This is a genomic window from Qipengyuania mesophila (assembly GCF_019711655.1).
GTDB classification, from domain to species: Bacteria; Pseudomonadota; Alphaproteobacteria; order Sphingomonadales; family Sphingomonadaceae; genus Qipengyuania; species Qipengyuania mesophila.
This window is the reverse complement of record NZ_JAIGNU010000003.1, coordinates 167,801-183,562: the sequence shown is the minus strand read 5'-3', so window position 1 is coordinate 183,562 and position 15,762 is coordinate 167,801. Positions and strand designations below refer to the sequence as shown.

12 protein-coding genes and 1 tRNA gene are annotated in these 15,762 nt (G+C 65.7%); 7 read left to right on the top strand and 6 right to left on the bottom strand.

Going from position 1 to position 15,762, the window contains the following annotated elements; all coding sequences use genetic code 11:
• Positions 1–84: 84 nt before the first annotated feature.
• Positions 85–3,576 carry a transcription-repair coupling factor gene (mfd, locus tag K3181_RS13730; protein WP_221603687.1) on the top strand — a complete coding sequence of 1,164 codons (3,492 nt, stop codon included), beginning with the start codon at positions 85–87 and terminating at the stop codon, positions 3,574–3,576.
• Here the strand turns inward: mfd and K3181_RS13725 are convergent.
• Positions 3,573–4,886, bottom strand: a complete 1,314-nt coding sequence (locus K3181_RS13725) for a bifunctional diguanylate cyclase/phosphodiesterase (RefSeq protein ID WP_247715158.1) — start codon at positions 4,884–4,886, stop codon at positions 3,573–3,575. The genes mfd and K3181_RS13725 overlap by 4 nt on opposite strands.
• 137 nt (positions 4,887–5,023) lie before the next feature.
• Between K3181_RS13725 and K3181_RS13720 the strand changes: the two genes are divergently transcribed.
• Positions 5,024–5,806, top strand: a complete 783-nt coding sequence (locus K3181_RS13720) for an NAD kinase (protein ID WP_221603685.1) — start codon at positions 5,024–5,026, stop codon at positions 5,804–5,806.
• 97 nt (positions 5,807–5,903) lie between these two features.
• Positions 5,904–5,978 (top strand) — tRNA-Asn (locus K3181_RS13715).
• Between the two features lie 6 nt (positions 5,979–5,984).
• Here the strand turns inward: K3181_RS13715 and K3181_RS13710 are convergent.
• Positions 5,985–6,725, bottom strand: coding sequence for a sulfite exporter TauE/SafE family protein (locus tag K3181_RS13710; protein ID WP_221603684.1), 741 nt, complete (start codon positions 6,723–6,725; stop codon positions 5,985–5,987).
• Between the two features lie 64 nt (positions 6,726–6,789).
• Between K3181_RS13710 and K3181_RS13705 the strand changes: the two genes are divergently transcribed.
• The gene (locus tag K3181_RS13705; RefSeq protein WP_221603683.1) at positions 6,790–7,407 is read left to right on the top strand and encodes a GNAT family N-acetyltransferase; all 618 of its coding nucleotides are present in this window, start codon (positions 6,790–6,792) and stop codon (positions 7,405–7,407) included.
• A gap of 21 nt (positions 7,408–7,428) precedes the next feature.
• Here K3181_RS13705 and secA read toward each other — a convergent pair whose 3' ends face one another.
• Both secA and K3181_RS13695 read right to left on the bottom strand, forming a co-directional pair.
• Positions 7,429–10,182 (bottom strand): preprotein translocase subunit SecA, encoded by a 2,754-nt coding sequence (gene secA / locus K3181_RS13700; RefSeq protein WP_221603682.1) that lies wholly within the window; start codon positions 10,180–10,182, stop codon positions 7,429–7,431.
• 99 nt (positions 10,183–10,281) lie between these two features.
• Positions 10,282–10,551: a hypothetical protein gene (locus K3181_RS13695; RefSeq protein WP_221603681.1), complete on the bottom strand. Its 270-nt coding sequence runs from the start codon at positions 10,549–10,551 to the stop codon at positions 10,282–10,284.
• Between the two features lie 150 nt (positions 10,552–10,701).
• Between K3181_RS13695 and K3181_RS13690 the strand changes: the two genes are divergently transcribed.
• Positions 10,702–12,744 (top strand): spermine/spermidine synthase domain-containing protein, encoded by a 2,043-nt coding sequence (locus K3181_RS13690; RefSeq protein WP_345725510.1) that lies wholly within the window; start codon positions 10,702–10,704, stop codon positions 12,742–12,744.
• A 93-nt stretch (positions 12,745–12,837) separates the two neighbouring features.
• Here K3181_RS13690 and K3181_RS13685 read toward each other — a convergent pair whose 3' ends face one another.
• Positions 12,838–13,272, bottom strand: coding sequence for an energy transducer TonB (locus tag K3181_RS13685; RefSeq protein ID WP_221603680.1), 435 nt, complete (start codon positions 13,270–13,272; stop codon positions 12,838–12,840).
• Positions 13,273–13,347: 75 nt separating this feature from the next.
• Between K3181_RS13685 and argJ the strand changes: the two genes are divergently transcribed.
• Together argJ and K3181_RS13675 are read left to right on the top strand one after the other, a co-directional pair.
• Complete coding sequence (gene argJ, locus K3181_RS13680; RefSeq protein WP_221603679.1) at positions 13,348–14,574, top strand: bifunctional glutamate N-acetyltransferase/amino-acid acetyltransferase ArgJ; 1,227 nt, start codon at positions 13,348–13,350, stop codon at positions 14,572–14,574.
• A 53-nt stretch (positions 14,575–14,627) separates the two neighbouring features.
• Entirely contained in the window at positions 14,628–15,395 is a 768-nt protein-coding gene (locus K3181_RS13675) for an inositol monophosphatase family protein (RefSeq protein WP_221603773.1), read from the top strand.
• On the opposite strand, the gene trxA is transcribed toward K3181_RS13675, so the two are convergent.
• Positions 15,392–15,712, bottom strand: coding sequence for a thioredoxin (gene trxA / locus K3181_RS13670; RefSeq protein WP_221603678.1), 321 nt, complete (start codon positions 15,710–15,712; stop codon positions 15,392–15,394). The genes K3181_RS13675 and trxA overlap by 4 nt on opposite strands.
• Positions 15,713–15,762: the final 50 nt, after the last annotated feature.

The following is a 15,762-nucleotide window of genomic DNA, read 5'->3' as shown; positions in this document are numbered from 1 at the left end:
TATCCCCCGCACCCCCTTCCCGTTCGGGCAGGGGGCAATGCCGTGTGTGCGGAACGCCGCGCACCCTCGAACGCTAGGAACACCATGCCCGACCTCTCCCGCATCCTGAAAGCCAAGCATCCGCTCACGCTGGCGCAGGTCGCGCGCGGGGCGCAGCCGCTGGTCATGGCCGACCTTGCGCGGGCAAGCAGCGGCCGGGCGGTGTTCATCGCGCCCGACGATGCGGCGATGCGCGGCGTGGTCGATGCCGCCACCTTTTTCGCCCCCGAGCTCGAAGTGATCGAATTTCCCGCCTGGGATTCGCTGCCCTACGACCGCGCCAGCCCGGCGCTGTCGATCAGCGCGCGGCGGCTTGCCGCGCTGCATCGCCTGCAGGCGGGCAAGGCCAAGGCGCAGCTGGTCGTCACCACCGCCAACGCCGTACTCCAGCGCGTGCTCACGCCCTTCCGCATTCGCGAGAGCGTACGCGAGTTCCGCCCTGGCACCGAGATCGGGCGCGAGAGCCTTTCGCTGCTGCTGCAGAAGCAGGGCTACAGCCGCACCGACACGGTGATCGACAAGGGCGAATACGCCGTGCGCGGTTCGATCGTCGACATCTTCCCCAGCGGAATGGAGGAAGCGCTGCGGCTCGACTTCTTCGGCGACGAGCTGGAGAGCCTGCGCAGCTTCGATCCGACCACGCAGATGAGCACCGGGCGGCTCGACTCGCACCTGCTGCTGCCCGCCAGCGAGGCGCTGCTCGACGAAGGCAGCATAAAGCTTTTCCGCAGCCGGTACCGCGAGATGTTCGGCGCGCATGCGACGCAGGACCCGCTCTACGAAGCGGTCAGCGAGGGGCGTCGCCTCGCCGGCATGGAACACTGGCTGCCGCTGTTCGAGGACAAGCTGGCCACGCTGTTCGACCATCTCGGCAAGGATGATCTGGTGGTGGTCGACCAGGCCGCCCTCGCCGCAGCTGACGAGCGGGTGAAAGACGTCACCGACTATTACGAGCAGCGCAAGGCGATCACCGGGCAGGCGAAGGGCAACTACCGCCCCCTGAAACCCGACGCGCTCTATCTGACCGGCGAGGAGCTCAAGGCCGCGCTCGCCGCCGCTCCCGCGCATCGCGCCACGCCGTTCGACGAACCCGAAAGCGATACAGTCGTCAGCTTCGGTTTCCGCTCGGGCCGCGATTTCGCGCCAGAGCGCGCGCGCGGCGACAATGTCTATCCAGTGCTCGCCGAGCATCTCAAATCGCTCGCCAAGGCCGGCAAGCGGCCGCTGCTCGCCGCCTATTCGACCGGCAGCCGGTCGCGTATCGCCTCGATCCTCGATGAAGCGGGCACGCCGGTGCAACTGGCCGAGACCTGGCAGGAAGCCCTCGGCCTTTCAGCCAAGGGCAAGCCGGTGGCGATGGTGCTGCCAATCGAGGCGAGCTTCGCCAATGACGAGATGGAGCTGCTCACCGAGCAGGACGTGCTCGGCGACCGGCTCGTCCGGCGGAAGAAGAAGCGCCGCGATGCCGACGCCTTCCTCGCCGAACTCCAGGCGCTCAGCGTCGGCGATCTGATCGTCCATACCGAACACGGCATCGGCCGCTATCTCGGGCTCGAGGCCATACCGGTGGGCAAGTCGAAACACGACTGCGTCCAGCTCGAATATCGTGGCGGCGACAAGCTGTTCATCCCGGTAGAGAACATCGACGTGCTCAGCCGCTACGGAAGCAGCGAGGAAGCCGTCCAGCTCGACAAGCTCGGCGGCGAGGCCTGGCAAAAGCGCCGCGCGCGCCTCAAGGAACGCATCCGCGAGATCGCCGGCGAACTGCTCAAGGTCGCCGCGCAGCGCGCGCTCCGCAAGGCACCCGTGCTCGAGGTCGAGGACGGAGCCTACAACCAGTTCCTCGATCGCTTCCAGTACGAGGAAACCGACGACCAGGAACGCGCGATCGAGGACGTGCTGCGCGATCTCGAGAGCGGCAAGCCGATGGACCGGCTGGTCTGCGGGGATGTCGGCTTCGGCAAGACCGAGGTCGCCCTGCGCGCCGCCTTCGTCGCGGCGATGAACGGCCAACAGGTCGCTGTGGTCGCCCCCACCACCCTGCTTGCCCGCCAGCACTTCGAAAACTTCGCCAATCGCTTCAAGGGCTTCCCGCTCAAGATTGGCAGGCTTTCGCGGCTGGTTCTGGCGCGCGAGATGAAGGAAACGCGCGAGGGGCTGGAAAACGGCCAGGTCGATATCGTGGTCGGCACGCATGCGATCCTGTCGAAGCAGACCAGGTTCAAGAACCTCGGCCTCGTGATCGTCGACGAGGAACAGCGTTTCGGCGTCACGCACAAGGAAAAGCTCAAGCAGCTGCGCGCCGACGTGCACATGCTGACGCTCACCGCGACGCCGATCCCTCGCACGCTGCAGATGGCGATGACGGGCCTGCGCGAACTCTCGACCATCCAGACCCCGCCGGTCGACCGCCTCGCGGTGCGCACCTACGTGATGGAATGGGACGACATGGTGATGCGCGAGGCGCTGCTGCGCGAACACCATCGCGGCGGGCAGAGCTTCATCGTCGTCCCGCGCATTTCCGACATGGAACAGATCTCCGACTGGCTGCACGAGAACGTGCCCGAGGTGAAATTCGTCGCCGCACACGGCCAGATGTCGGCCGGCGAGATCGAGGAGCGCATGAGCGCCTTCTACGAGGGCAAGTACGAGGTGCTGCTCGCCACTACCATTGTCGAAAGCGGCCTCGACCTGCCGAGCGCGAATACGATCATCATCCACCGTGCCGACATCTTCGGCCTCGCCCAGCTTTACCAGCTGCGTGGTCGCGTGGGCCGCTCGAAGCTGCGCGCCTATGCCTACCTTACCTATGGCGTCGACACGCAGCTGTCAGAGGTGGCGGAAAAGCGCCTCAAAGTGCTCGGCGATCTCGACAGCCTCGGCGCGGGCTTCCAGCTGGCCAGCCACGATCTCGACATCCGCGGCGCGGGCAACCTGCTTGGCGACGAGCAGTCGGGCCATATCCGCGAGGTCGGCTTCGAACTCTACCAGTCGATGCTCGAGGACGCGATCCTCGCCGCCAAGGCCGGCGAGCTGGGCCTCGAACCGAAGCGCGAGACCGTCAGCCCGCAGATCACAGTCGATGCGCCGATCATGATCCCCGAGGACTACGTGCCCGATCTCGCGGTGCGCATGGCGCTCTATCGCCGCCTCAACGATGCCGCCGACAAGGCCGAGATCGAGGCGCTTGCAGCCGAGATGATCGACCGCTTCGGCGAACTGCCGCCCGCCACCGCCAACCTCGTCCGCCTGATCGAGATCAAGCACCAGGCGATCGAGGCCAACATCGCCAAGATCGACGTCGGTGCGCAGGGCACGCTGGTGACCTTCCACCGGGACGATTTCCCCGATCCGGTCGGCCTGCTCGGCTATGTCGACCGGCTGCAGGGGACCGCCAAGCTGCGCCCGGACATGAAGCTGGTGATTTCGCGCGCCTGGAATTCGCCCGAGAGCCGCCTCAACGGGCTGTTCCAGCTAACGAAGGGGCTGTCGGGGATCGTGCGCAAGGCGCGCAAGGGCGTGAAGCAGGCAGCCTAGCGCGTCGCGAGCGCGAGGAAATCATCCGCGGTCATGGGCTCCGCGCGTAGGAAGCCCTGATAATATTCGCAGCCCTCGCTGCGCAGCAACTCGCGCTGCGCCTCGGTTTCGACACCTTCGGCGAGCACCTTTAGGCCCAGCGCATCAGCCATCGCCACAATCGCGCGGATCACCGCGAGGTCGCGCTCGTCCTCGATCACGCCGTCGAGCATCGAACGATCGAGCTTGATGCAGTCGATCGGCAGGACCTTTAGGTAGCGGAAATTGCAGAAACCGGCGCCGAAATCGTCGAGCGCGATGCGGATGCCGAACAGCTTGAGCTGGTCGAGCACGCGACTGACTCGGTCGAGATCGGCGAGCAACACCTGCTCGATAATTTCGAGCGTGATGCGGTCGAGCGGAAAGCCCGCCATTTCCGCCAGATTCGCAAAGTCGATGGCGAAATTCTCCGCCGCGAGATCGGCCGGGGTGATATTGACCGACAGGCGCAGATCCTCCGGCCACTGGACCGCCTGGATGAGCGCGCGCGTGGCGATGTGCCGCGACATATGCGCCACCTGGTCGGCACGTTCGGCGATCTGGAATAGCGTGCCCCCGCCGATCCGTCCGATCAGAGGATGGTCCCAGCGCGCCAGCGCCTCCGCCCCGATGAGCCGGTCATCATCGAGCGCATATTGGGGCTGAAACAGGATCTCGATCTCGTTGCGGTCGATCGCTTCGAGCAGGTCCGCCTCGAGTTGCTGGTTGGAGCGGCCCAGGCGCGCCTGCTCGCCCGTCGACCAGTCGATCCGCCGGCGATTGCTCTCGCGCATGCGGGTGGCGAGTTCGGATAACCGGTCGAGCATACTGTCGGGATCATCGGCGGGGGTCATCCGCATCAGTGCGATGCGCGGCCAGAGCCGCAGGCTCGCGCCGCCTTCGGGATTGGGGATGGGCACGGCGATCGCATCGGCCAGCGCCTCGGCCAGCCACTGCCAGCGTTCGCGGCTGCATTGCTGCCGCGCGACGAGGAGGAAGTTGCCGCCGTTCAGTCGCGCAGCCAGCCAGGCATTGCTGCTTTCCAGCTCGTCGCCGGCGAAGTGCTTGATCCGCTGTGCCACCTCGACCAGCGCCCCGTCGCCCGCCGATTCGCCGAAAGCGACATTGACCGTGTCGATCCGTCCGAGCGTGATCAGCATCGCCTGGATCGGGCAGGCAATCGTATCGGGCGGCCAGTCGCGCTGCCACCGCGCGATCGTTTCGCGCGCGAGCGGCTGGTTGCCCAGACCGGTCAGCGCGTCGCGCATATCGTCGAAAGTATCGTCGGGCATGCTCGCCATGGGACGGCCCTTATCGCGCTGGATGCAAAGAGTTACCAGTTTTTCCGTGCTGTTGCCAAATGGGACGCGCGATCATAGGTAGCGCCTTGCCCGGCGCCTCGGCCGGGCCGAAGCGATGCAGAGGGACCATGTCCGAATTCAGCCGCCTGGCCCTGCTCGTCTCCGATGCTCCGCGCGCGCAGGAAGCCGCGATGCGCGATTTCGCCGACATCGCCGACTGGGTCCCGCTCGATCAGGCGGATGCCGTCGTCGTGCTCGGCGGGGACGGGTTCATGCTGCAGACGCTGCATGCCATGCTCGACAGCGGCCGGATCGTTCCCGCCTACGGGCTCAACCTTGGGACGGTCGGTTTCCTGATGAACCGCAACCGCAATCCCGAAACGCTGGTCAAGCGGATCGGCAAGGCCAAGCCGCATCATATCGCTCCGTTGCGGATGCGCGCTGTGACCCAGGACGGCGAGGAACACACTTTCTGCGCGATCAACGAGGTCAGCCTGCTGCGCGAAACGCGCCAGACGGCGAAACTCGAGGTCATGGTCGACGACAAGGTACGGATTCCCGAGCTCGTCTGCGACGGCGTGCTGCTGGCGACTCCCGCGGGTTCGACCGCTTACAACCTCTCCGCCGACGGGCCGATCCTGCCGCTCGATTCGAATCTCCTCGCGCTCACCCCGATCAGCCCCTTCCGACCGCGCCGGTGGCATGGCGCGATCCTGCCCGATCGCAGCCGCGTCTCGTTGCGCGTGCTCGAGGAGCACAAGCGCCCGGTGTCGGTCGTGGCCGACCAGCGCGAGCTGCGCGATGTCGCCCAGGTCGACCTGGAAATCGCCCGCGACAGCGAACTGACGCTGCTGTTCGACCCCGGCCACGCGCTCGACGAACGCATCGTCGCCGAGCAATTCGTGGTCTGATCGCCCACGCCGCGCGGCGCCGCACAATTTTTGCCAATTGCCCGCTTGCCAAACCCGAATCGCGCCCATATAGGCGCACCCCTGCCCAGCGGGCTGCTCCCCGATAGCTCAGCGGTAGAGTAGGTGACTGTTAATCACTTGGTCGTTGGTTCGAATCCAACTCGGGGAGCCACTTTTCTCATAAAATCAGCAGCAAGCGCACGCCCACCCAGGTGGTGAGCGCCGCCGTGCCGAGGCGAATCCAGCGCTGCGGCAGGTATTTGAGCGCCAGCAGGCTGCCGAGCTGTCCGCCGATGGCGACCGCGACGAGCAGCGGTAGGCCGAAATCGACCGCCGCGCTCAATCGCCCCGCCCCGCCCTTGAGCATTTGCCCCGCAAGGCCGAAGAGCGAATTGACCAGAATGAACAGGCTCGCAGTCGCGGCGATGGCGCGCGCACCCTGCCAACGCGCGAGGTGCAGAAAGGGGGCGAGGAATATCCCCCCGCCTATGCCCACCAGCCCGGCGAGATAGCCGAGCGGCATGGCGACGATCGGCATCAGGCGCGCCCAGCGGGCAGGCTTGGCCACTTCGTCTTCGCGCGCAGGGAGAATCAGACTCAACCCGGTCAGCACGAGGCAGGCTCCGAGGATGCCGAGAAAGGCCTTCTCGCCGATCGGCGTCAGGCCGCCGAGGAAGGCCGCCGGCGCTGCCGTGGCCGTGAGCAGCAGCGCGTCCCGCCACGGCGTGACCCGCGCGCGGGCGAAGCGCAGGGTGCTGCCCGCCACGACCACGATGTTGCAGGCGAGGGAGAGCAGCGGGAGGAGGCGGTAGTCGACCCCGCCCAGCGCCAGCAGCGCTGTATAGGTCGACCCGCCGCCGAAGCCGACGCTGGCATACAGGAGGGCGGTGACTAGGAACGCAGCAGCGAGAAGGATCATGCCGCTGCCTAGACCGGTCGCGCCGCGCGGGCTAGCACTGCGACGAGGGAAAGGATCGGGGGCTATGCAGGCAGAAGATATCCTGTTGGGAGAGGGGCTCCGGCATGCCGGCCCCACCGACGCGCACCGCCTGGGCGCAATCACCGCCGATGCCTTTCGCGCCGATCCCTTCAACCTATGGCTGTTCGGTCGCTTCGCGGGCATCCGCAACCTGTTCCACCTGCAGGCGCGGCGTATCTACGCACCGCGCGGCTATTGCTACACGCTCGGCGACGCGGGCGCCTGCATGTGGATGCTTCCGGGCGGCGACGCCAGCTTCTCGTTGAGGGATTATGCCGCCTTCGCTATCCGCACGGTTGTCACCTGCGGCGCCGGCGCGGTGCGCCGCGGGATACGCACCGGCGAGGCTATGGAGGCGCGCCATCCCGACTTCGAGCACGCCTATCTCTTCAGCATCGGCGTGCGGCCGAGCGCGCAGGGCAAAGGGCTCGGCCGCAAGCTGATCCGGCCGGTGCTCGACGCATGCGACCGCGCCGCCCTTCCCGCCTATCTCGAGAATTCCAACCCGGCGAACACCGGCTTCTACATGTCATGCGGCTTCGAGCCGCTGGGCGAGCCGATCCTTCCGGAGCCGGACAGTCCGCCGCTGCAACCCATGGTCAGGAAGCCCCGCCGCAGCTAGCAGCGGAGCCGCCCGCCCGGCTCAGCCGCCGAGCGCGCCGTGGCAATGCTTGTATTTGTTGCCCGAGCCGCAGGGGCACGGTGCATTGCGACTGATCTCCATGCCGGCATAGGGATTTTCGGCCACTGCGCCACCCGGGCCCACCGCGGCACGCGGACTCCCGGCGAGCGCGCCGAACAGCGCCGCGCGCGCCGCCGAGCCGTCACCGTCGTTCGAATCCTCGAGCCCGGTCAGCGGATCGATATGTCCGGTGAGAAAATCGGGTAGCTCGGGCAGGTCGATCTGCGGCAGCGGAGCAGGCTCGACGAGCTCGAGACGGATGAGCTTGCTGGTCACCTCCTCGCGCAACTTGTCGAGCATGGTTTCGAACAGGCTGAAGGCTTCCTGCTTGTACTCGTTGAGCGGCTGCTTCTGCGCATGTGCGCGCAGGCCCACGACCTGGCGCAGCGCGTCGAGCGTGGCGAGGTGATCCTTCCACTGGCCGTCGAGTTCCTGCAGCAGGACGCTCTTCTCGATCCGGCGCCACAGCGAAGGATCAGCAGCGGCGATCTTCCGGTCCATGATCGCATCGGCCTGCTCGGCGAGGCGCTCCTCGATGATCTCGGGTTCGACCTGGTCTTCCTCGATCCACTGTTCAACCGGGGCATCGATGCCGAGCATTTCGGCGATCCGGGTCTTGAGGCCGGCGACGTCCCACTGTTCGGGATAGGAGCCGGGAGGGCAGGCTTCGGCGACCAGCGAATTGATCGCATCGTGGCGCATCGCGACGACCACATCGTCGACCGCTTCCGAATCCATGATCTCGGCGCGCTGCTCGTAGATGACCTTGCGCTGGTCGTTCATCACGTCGTCGTACTGCACGACCTGCTTGCGGATCTCGTAGTTGCGCGCCTCGACCTTCTTCTGCGCGGTCTCGATCGCCTTCGAGAGCCACTTCGAGCCGATCGCCTCGCCATCCTCGAGATTCGAGTTCATCATCTTGGCGAACAGCGTGTCGGGCCCGAAGATGCGCAGCAGGTCGTCTTCGAGGCAAAGGTAGAACCGGCTCAGGCCCAGATCGCCCTGGCGGCCCGAACGACCACGCAGCTGGTTGTCGATGCGACGGCTTTCGTGCCGCTCGGTACCAAGCACGAACAGGCCGCCCGCCTCGAGTACCTTCTGTCGCTCGGCCGCGACCTCGGCCTTGATGCGGTCGATCTCGAGGTCCTTCTTGGCGCCATCCTCCATCTCGCCGAGCTCGTCGTCGATGCGGAAGTCGACATTGCCGCCGAGCTGGATGTCGGTGCCGCGCCCGGCCATGTTGGTCGCAATCGTCACCGCGCCCAGGCGGCCGGCCTGCGCCACGATATGCGCCTCGCGCTCGTGCTGCCGGGCGTTGAGGACCTCGTGCTTCACGCCTTCCTTCTCGAGGAAGGCGCTCAGCATCTCGCTCTTTTCGATCGACACCGTGCCGACCAGCACGGGCTGGCCGTTCTTCGACTTCTCGGCGATCGCCTTGGCGATGGCCTGGAACTTGTCCTGCGTGTTCTTGTAGAACTCGTCGTCCTCGTCGATGCGTTGAACGGGCACGTTGGTCGGGATCTCGACCACGTTCATCTTGTAGATGTCCCAGAACTCGGCGGCCTCGGTGGCGGCGGTGCCGGTCATGCCCGAAAGCTTGGGATACATGCGGAAGTAGTTCTGGAAGGTGATCGAGGCGAGCGTCTGGTTCTCGGGCTCGATTTTGACGCCTTCCTTGGCCTCGACCGCCTGGTGCAGGCCGTTCGACCAGCGCCGGCCGTCCATCATGCGACCGGTGAACTCGTCGATGATGACGACCTTGTCGTCCTTGACGATGTAGTCGATGTCGCGCTTGAACATGTGCACTGCGCGTAGCGCCTGGTCCAGGTGGTGGACGACCTGCGTGTTCTCGACATCGTAGAGGTTCTCGGTCTCGAGCAGGCCCTTCTCGATCAGCAGCTTCTCGACTTCCTCGGTGCCTTCCTCGGTCAGCTGGATGCTGCGCTGTTTCTCGTCCTTCTCGTACCAGTCGTCGGGGAAGGTCTTCACCACCTCGTCGATGGAGATGTAGAGGTCGGACTTGTCCTCGGTCGGGCCCGAGATGATCAGCGGCGTCCGCGCCTCGTCGATCAGGATCGAGTCGACCTCGTCGACGATCGCGAAGTTGAAGGGGCGCTGTACCATTTGCGCGCGCTCGTGCTTCATGTTGTCGCGCAGATAGTCGAAGCCGAGTTCGTTGTTGGTCGAATAGGTGATGTCGGCATTATAGGCCTCGCGGCGCTCGTATTCCGACAGATTGGGCACGATCACGCCGATGGTCAGGCCGAGGAAGCGGTGCAGGCGCCCCATCCATTCGGCGTCGCGCGCGGCAAGGTAATCGTTGACCGTGACGACGTGCACGCCCTTGCCTTCGATCGCGTTGAGATAGGTCGCGAGCGTCGCCACCAGCGTCTTGCCCTCGCCCGTACGCATTTCGGCGATTTCACCGCGATGGAGCACGATACCGCCGACCATCTGCACGTCGAAATGGCGCATGCCGAGCACGCGAACCGAGGCTTCGCGTACCGTGGCGAAGGCTTCGGGGAGGATATCGTCGAGCGTCTTGCCGTCGGCGAGCTGCGCGCGGAACTTGTCGGTCTGCGCGGCGAGTTCCTCGTCGGTCAGCGCCTGAAGTTGGGGCTCGAGTGCGTTGATCTGGTTGACGATCTTGCCGAGCGACTTGACGTAGCGGTCGTTCGACGAACCGAAGACGGCTTTCATGATGGAATTGAGCATGTGCGGGGCCTTCGAGCCTTCCTGATGAATTCTATGGTGTGAACGCCCGCGCACGCTGACCGTGCCGGGCAGAAACGGGGTGCTTTTGGAAAGCGGGCGCTATTCGTAGGCGCGGTCCGCACCCAGCTGCACGGTCGGGATAACGACCGTGATGACCGGGGCGGGCTTGCAAGGCTTCGCGATGCGCCGACTGGCGAGCGACTGGCGCACGGTACCGGGACATTCGCAGGTGTCGCTCTTGCACGGCTTTTCCGCGCGTGCGGCGAGTTCGACGCCCGCTCCCGCGTCGTACACCAGCGCATGCGCAGGAGCCCCCGCGGCCGCGAGGCCGGTGAGCAGTGCGAGCAAGGTGATCAGGCGACGAAGCATGGCCGGACCGATAGGCATTCGCGGGCCGATTGTCCATCCGCGAGCGCGCATGTGGGCGGCCCGGCGGCAAGGCTTTACTAATCACGAGCGCGATAGCAGACCGTCAGTGGGTGGTTGCGAGGGCGGCACAGGGTCAGGACGGGGAAATTCGTGAACGAGCAGACCATGGACGCGTCGGCGGCCGCCGATCGTAACGAGAAGACGATACTCGAAGGCGACGCAGCGAGGCCGGTCGAACGGCGGCTGGCACTGGCGGCATTTCTGATGCTGTTCCTCGAGCTGGCACTGATCCGCTGGCTCGGGTCGAATGTCGTCCACCTGTCCTACTTCTCGAACTTCGTCCTGCTCGGCTCGTTTCTCGGCATCGGGGCGGGTTTCCTGATCAGCCGGAAAAGCTGGTCGGTCTGGCCGATCACACTGCCCCTGCTCGCGCTGCTGGTGATCCTCGTGATCGTCTTTCCGGTTTCGATCGAGCGTACCGGCTCCGATATCATCTATTTCACTTCGCTCGAGATAAGCGGCCCGCCCGCCTGGCTGGCGCTCCCCTTCGTCTTCCTGCTGGTCGCCGTCATCCTTGCCGGGCCGGCCGAGGTGGTCGGGCGCTGCTTCGCGCATTTGGCGCCCCTCACATCCTATCGAAACGATCTTCTCGGCTCGCTTGCCGGCATCCTCGCCTTCACCGCGCTCAGCTTCCTCCAGGCCCCTTCGCTGGTCTGGGGGGTGGTCGCGCTCATCCCGATGATGATCCTGACCGCCAGGGATCGAAAGCTGCGGGCAGCGCTGTGGTCGGTGGGGCTGCTGATCGGGCTGGCCGTCGAGACGCTGCAGCCGGGGGTCGCCTGGTCGCCCTACTACAAGGTCGAGACCGAGGTCGTGGTCCAGGACGAGCAAGAGCTTCTCCTGATCAAGGCCAATGGCGTCCCCCACCAGCTGATGGCACCGGCGCGCTGGAAGCTCCAACAGGGAGAGCGGATCTACGAAACGCCCTACCTGCGCCTGCCCCACAAGCTCGACGACGTCCTGATCATCGGGGCGGGATCGGGCTCGGATGTGGCGATCGCGCTGAGCAAGGGCGCGAAGCGTATCGATGCCGTCGATATCGACCCGCTCATCATGTCGATCGGCGCGCGGTTCAATCCCGACCATCCCTATGCCGATCCGAAAGTGACCCGCCACGTCAACGATGGCCGGGCGTTCCTCGAGAATACCGATCGGCGCTACGATCTCGTCCTCTTCGCCCTCCCCGATTCGCTGACACTGGTGAGCGGGGCGTCGCAAATCCGGCTCGAAAGCTTCCTCTTCACCGAGGAGGCCATTGCCTCGGTCCGCCGCGTGCTCAAGCCCGACGGCGCCTTCGCCATGTACAATTACTACCGCGAGCCCTGGCTGATCGACCGCCTTGCAGGGACCGTGCACAAGGTCTTTGGGCACGAGCCCTGCGTCGATACATGGGCCGACGCGCAGGCGGTCGTCAGCGTGGCGATGCAGCAAGGATCGCAGACCTGCGGCGATCCGTGGGTACCCTCTTCGAAGATCAGCACCGTCAGCGACGATGCCCCCTTCCTCTATTTCCGCGGCACCAATTTCCCGCCGGTCTACGCGATCACCATCGCCACGATCCTGCTCGCCTCGCTGCTGACCGTGCGCGTGCTGGGCGGTCCGCTGGGTACGATGCGTCCCTATGCCGACCTGTTCTTCATGGGCGCGGCGTTCCTGCTGCTCGAAACCAAGAACATCGCCACTTTCGCGCTGCTGTTCGGCACGACCTGGTTCGTCAATGCGCTGGTCTTTGCCGGCGTATTGCTGATCGTCCTCGCGGCGGTGGAAACCGAGAGACGCGTCAAGACCCCGCCGCTCAAGATCGTATTCCTGGCGATGGCGGCTTCTCTCGCGGCCGCTTGGATCATCAAGCCCGAATGGCTGCTCTCGCTGGCGTTCTGGCCGCGGCTGGCGGCTGCGACAGTGCTCGCCTTCCTCCCGATCTACCTGGCCAATATCGCCTTCGCGAAGCGCTTCCGCGAGAGCGGCGATTCGCAGTCGGCCTTCGCCGTCAACCTGCTCGGCACGATCGTCGGAGGATGCCTCGAATATGCGGCACTGTTCACCGGCTACAACAACCTGCTGCTGGTAACAGGCCTGCTCTATCTGGTGGCGTTCCTGCTGGTGCCGAGGGGAAGCGCGCGAGCGGCCTGATGCTTGCCATGAGCGCAAGCGAGACGATCACGCGAAACGCATCGTGCGAACCAATGGGCGAGGATGCGCGATTCCGCTCGCTATGTGGCTCGATCAGAGCGCAAATTTGAAGCTCATTTCGTGAAAGCTCTCGACCGGCCTACCTTCGTCATCCGTCGCCGGGCTGAACCTGGCGTAGTCTAGCATGTTGTCGCACCCCGCCTTGTCGAGCACATCGTGCCCGGACGATTTCAACACGGTGCAATCCTTGACCTTGCCGTCGCAGCCGATGAGCAGCCGCATGTGGACTTCGCCCGTCCAGCCCCGACGTTCCGCCTCGCGCGGATAATTCGCCCGCAGCCTTCGGCTGCCATTCGCCGCAATCGCGCTTTCCGACGCGCTCAGTGGTGGGCCGTTCGGACAGCGATCGACCGGCGTCTCCACTGCGGCATATGGATCGCCCCCCGGCGCCGAGATCGGCGGCAGCTCCTGCGCGGCGAGATTCGAAGCGCACAGCGCGAGGACGGGAATTAGACGAGCGATCTTCATATCTTGCGAGATACGAGCCGCCCGGCTGCCCGGCAAGCATTGCGGGGCGGCTGTGGGAAAACTACAGGAGCGGTGATGGATATCGCCCGCTCACCGCTCGCCCGCCCCTTCCCCGAGATGCCGCCGATCGCCGGCGTCACGCTGCGCGTCGCGCGGGCCGGATACAAGGCGTGGGACCGCGCCGACCTGACTCTCGTCGAGCTCACCGAAGGCACCTCGGTAGCTGGTGTGTTAACCACCAGCGCCTGTGCCTCGAGCGAAGTCGAGATGGGGCGAGACCAGGTCAAGCGGGGCCATGCACGCGCGCTGGTGGTCAATGCCGGCAATTCGAATGCCTTCACCGGGCTGCGCGGGCGAGAGGCGGTCGAGCAGATCGTCGGGCAAGTCGCGGAAGCGCTCGGCTGCGGCACCCACGAGGTCTTCGTATCCTCGACCGGCGTGATCGGCGTCCCGCTCCCCAAGGACAAGGCGCGCGCCGGGGTGGAGGCGGCACTCGCCGCCGAGCCCTGCGGCTGGGAAGACGCCGCGCGTGCGATCGGCACGACCGACACCTTCACCAAGGGCGCCGGAGCTGCGGCGATGCTCGGCCAGACCCGCGTCGAGCTCGCCGGTTTCATCAAGGGCAGCGGCATGATCGCGCCCGACATGGCAACCATGCTCGGCTATATCTTCACCGACGCAGCAGTGGTGCCCGGATTCCTGCAGGAGATGTTGGAGAAGGCAAATGCCGCCACCTTCTCCTGCATCACGGTCGACGGCGACACCTCGACCAGCGACACGGTGCTCGCCTTCGCCACCGGCAAGGCGGGGAATCGGCCGCTCGCCTCTTGGCACGATGCCGGGGCCGACGCATTCTACGCCGCGCTGCTCGAAGTCTGCCGCGAGCTTGCACAGCTCGTCGTCCGAGACGGCGAAGGGGCACAGAAATTCATCGAGATCGCGGTGACGGGTGCGGAGAGCGACGACAGCGCCCGCCGCGTCGGGCTCGCCATCGCCAATTCGCCGCTAGTCAAGACCGCGATCGCCGGGGGCGATGCCAATTGGGGCCGCGTGGTCATGGCGGTGGGCAAGGCGGGCGAACCCGCCGACCGCGACCGCCTCTCGATCGGCTTCGGCGGAACCTGGGCGGCCAGGGATGGCCAGCCGCTGCCCGATTACGACGAGGCACCGGTCGCGAAGCATCTCCAAGGCGAGGATGTCCGTATCGATGTCGATCTCGGCATCGGATCGGGCCGCGCAACCGTGTGGACCTGCGATCTCACGCACGGCTATATCGCGATCAACGCGGACTACCGCTCTTGACCCTTCGGCAAGCTCTGGATGATCGGGCGCTCGATCGCGAGATTCTCGCGCTGATGGAGCGCGTGACCGAGCAGGCGATCCTTCCGCGCTACCGCAATCTTTCGGCGGGCGAGGTCGAGGACAAGGGCGGCAACGATCCGGTCACCATCGCCGACAAGGAAAGCGAGGCGCTGCTGCGCGAAGGGCTCGCTGCCATCGACGGCTCGCTCGCCTTCGTCGGCGAAGAGGCGGCCCATGCCGACCCTTCGATCCTCGAGCGGCTCGACCGTCCCTGCTGGATCGTCGATCCGATCGACGGCACCCGCAATTTCGCGCATGGCAAGCCGCCCTTCGGCATCATCGTCGCGCGTGCCGATGGGGGGATCGCACGCTCGGGCTGGATCTACGATTGCCTCTCGGGACGGTTCTGCGTCGCGCACGAGGATCAGGGCGCGACAGTGGATGGCAAACGCATCTCGGCCCGACCGACAGGCCAGACTCCGCCGATCGGCGCGATATCGCTGATCTTCATGCAGGAAGAGCGGCGCGAGGCGACCAGGCGGCACATCTCGCCCAATTACGAACTGGTCGACATTCCCTTCTGCGCGGCGGAGCAATATCCGCGCCTGGCGCTGGGCGTGAACGACGTCTCGATCTTCGAGCGCACGCTCGCATGGGACCATGCGGCGGGCGTGCTGTGGCTCAACGAGGCGGGCGGAAAAGCGGCAAGGCCCGACGGGTCCCCCTATCGCGTCGACGATTGGGACCGGCCGGGCCTGCTCGGTGCGGCGAGCCCCGCCCTGTGGGAAGAACTCGCCGAACTATATGGAAAAATGGATTAAAGCGCGCCTTCAAGCCACTGCTTGAGCTGGCCTTTCGGAGCTGCGCCGCGCATCTGCGCTGCCGGTTCGCCATTCTTGAACAGCACGAGGAAGGGGATCGACTGGACGCCCATCGCGCCGGGCACGTCGGGGTTTTCCATGATGTCCATCTTGGCGATGGTCACCTTGTCGCCCAGCTCGTCGCTCAGTTCCTCGAGCGCGGGGGCGATCATCTTGCACGGACCGCACCAGTCGGCCCAGAAATCGACCAGCACGGGCTTGTCGCTTTCGAGCACGTCGGACTTGAAGCTGGCATCGGTGACGGCGGTGGTGGCCATGGGGTATCTCCTGAAATTCCTTCGGCTGCCGATGTGGGCAGCCGGTCCGA

What these genes read in the sequence shown, in the direction of transcription:
- mfd (WP_221603687.1), top strand. Translation starts at nt 85, where the DNA reads ATGCCCGACCTCTCCCGCATCCTGAAAGCCAAGCATCCGCTCACGCTG.
- K3181_RS13725 (WP_247715158.1), bottom strand. Translation starts at nt 4,886, where the DNA reads ATGCCCGACGATACTTTCGACGATATGCGCGACGCGCTGACCGGTCTG.
- K3181_RS13720 (WP_221603685.1), top strand. Translation starts at nt 5,024, where the DNA reads ATGTCCGAATTCAGCCGCCTGGCCCTGCTCGTCTCCGATGCTCCGCGC.
- K3181_RS13710 (WP_221603684.1), bottom strand. Translation starts at nt 6,725, where the DNA reads ATGATCCTTCTCGCTGCTGCGTTCCTAGTCACCGCCCTCCTGTATGCC.
- K3181_RS13705 (WP_221603683.1), top strand. Translation starts at nt 6,790, where the DNA reads ATGCAGGCAGAAGATATCCTGTTGGGAGAGGGGCTCCGGCATGCCGGC.
- secA (WP_221603682.1), bottom strand. Translation starts at nt 10,182, where the DNA reads ATGCTCAATTCCATCATGAAAGCCGTCTTCGGTTCGTCGAACGACCGC.
- K3181_RS13695 (WP_221603681.1), bottom strand. Translation starts at nt 10,551, where the DNA reads ATGCTTCGTCGCCTGATCACCTTGCTCGCACTGCTCACCGGCCTCGCG.
- K3181_RS13685 (WP_221603680.1), bottom strand. Translation starts at nt 13,272, where the DNA reads ATGAAGATCGCTCGTCTAATTCCCGTCCTCGCGCTGTGCGCTTCGAAT.
- argJ (WP_221603679.1), top strand. Translation starts at nt 13,348, where the DNA reads ATGGATATCGCCCGCTCACCGCTCGCCCGCCCCTTCCCCGAGATGCCG.
- K3181_RS13675 (WP_221603773.1), top strand. Translation starts at nt 14,628, where the DNA reads ATGGAGCGCGTGACCGAGCAGGCGATCCTTCCGCGCTACCGCAATCTT.
- trxA (WP_221603678.1), bottom strand. Translation starts at nt 15,712, where the DNA reads ATGGCCACCACCGCCGTCACCGATGCCAGCTTCAAGTCCGACGTGCTC.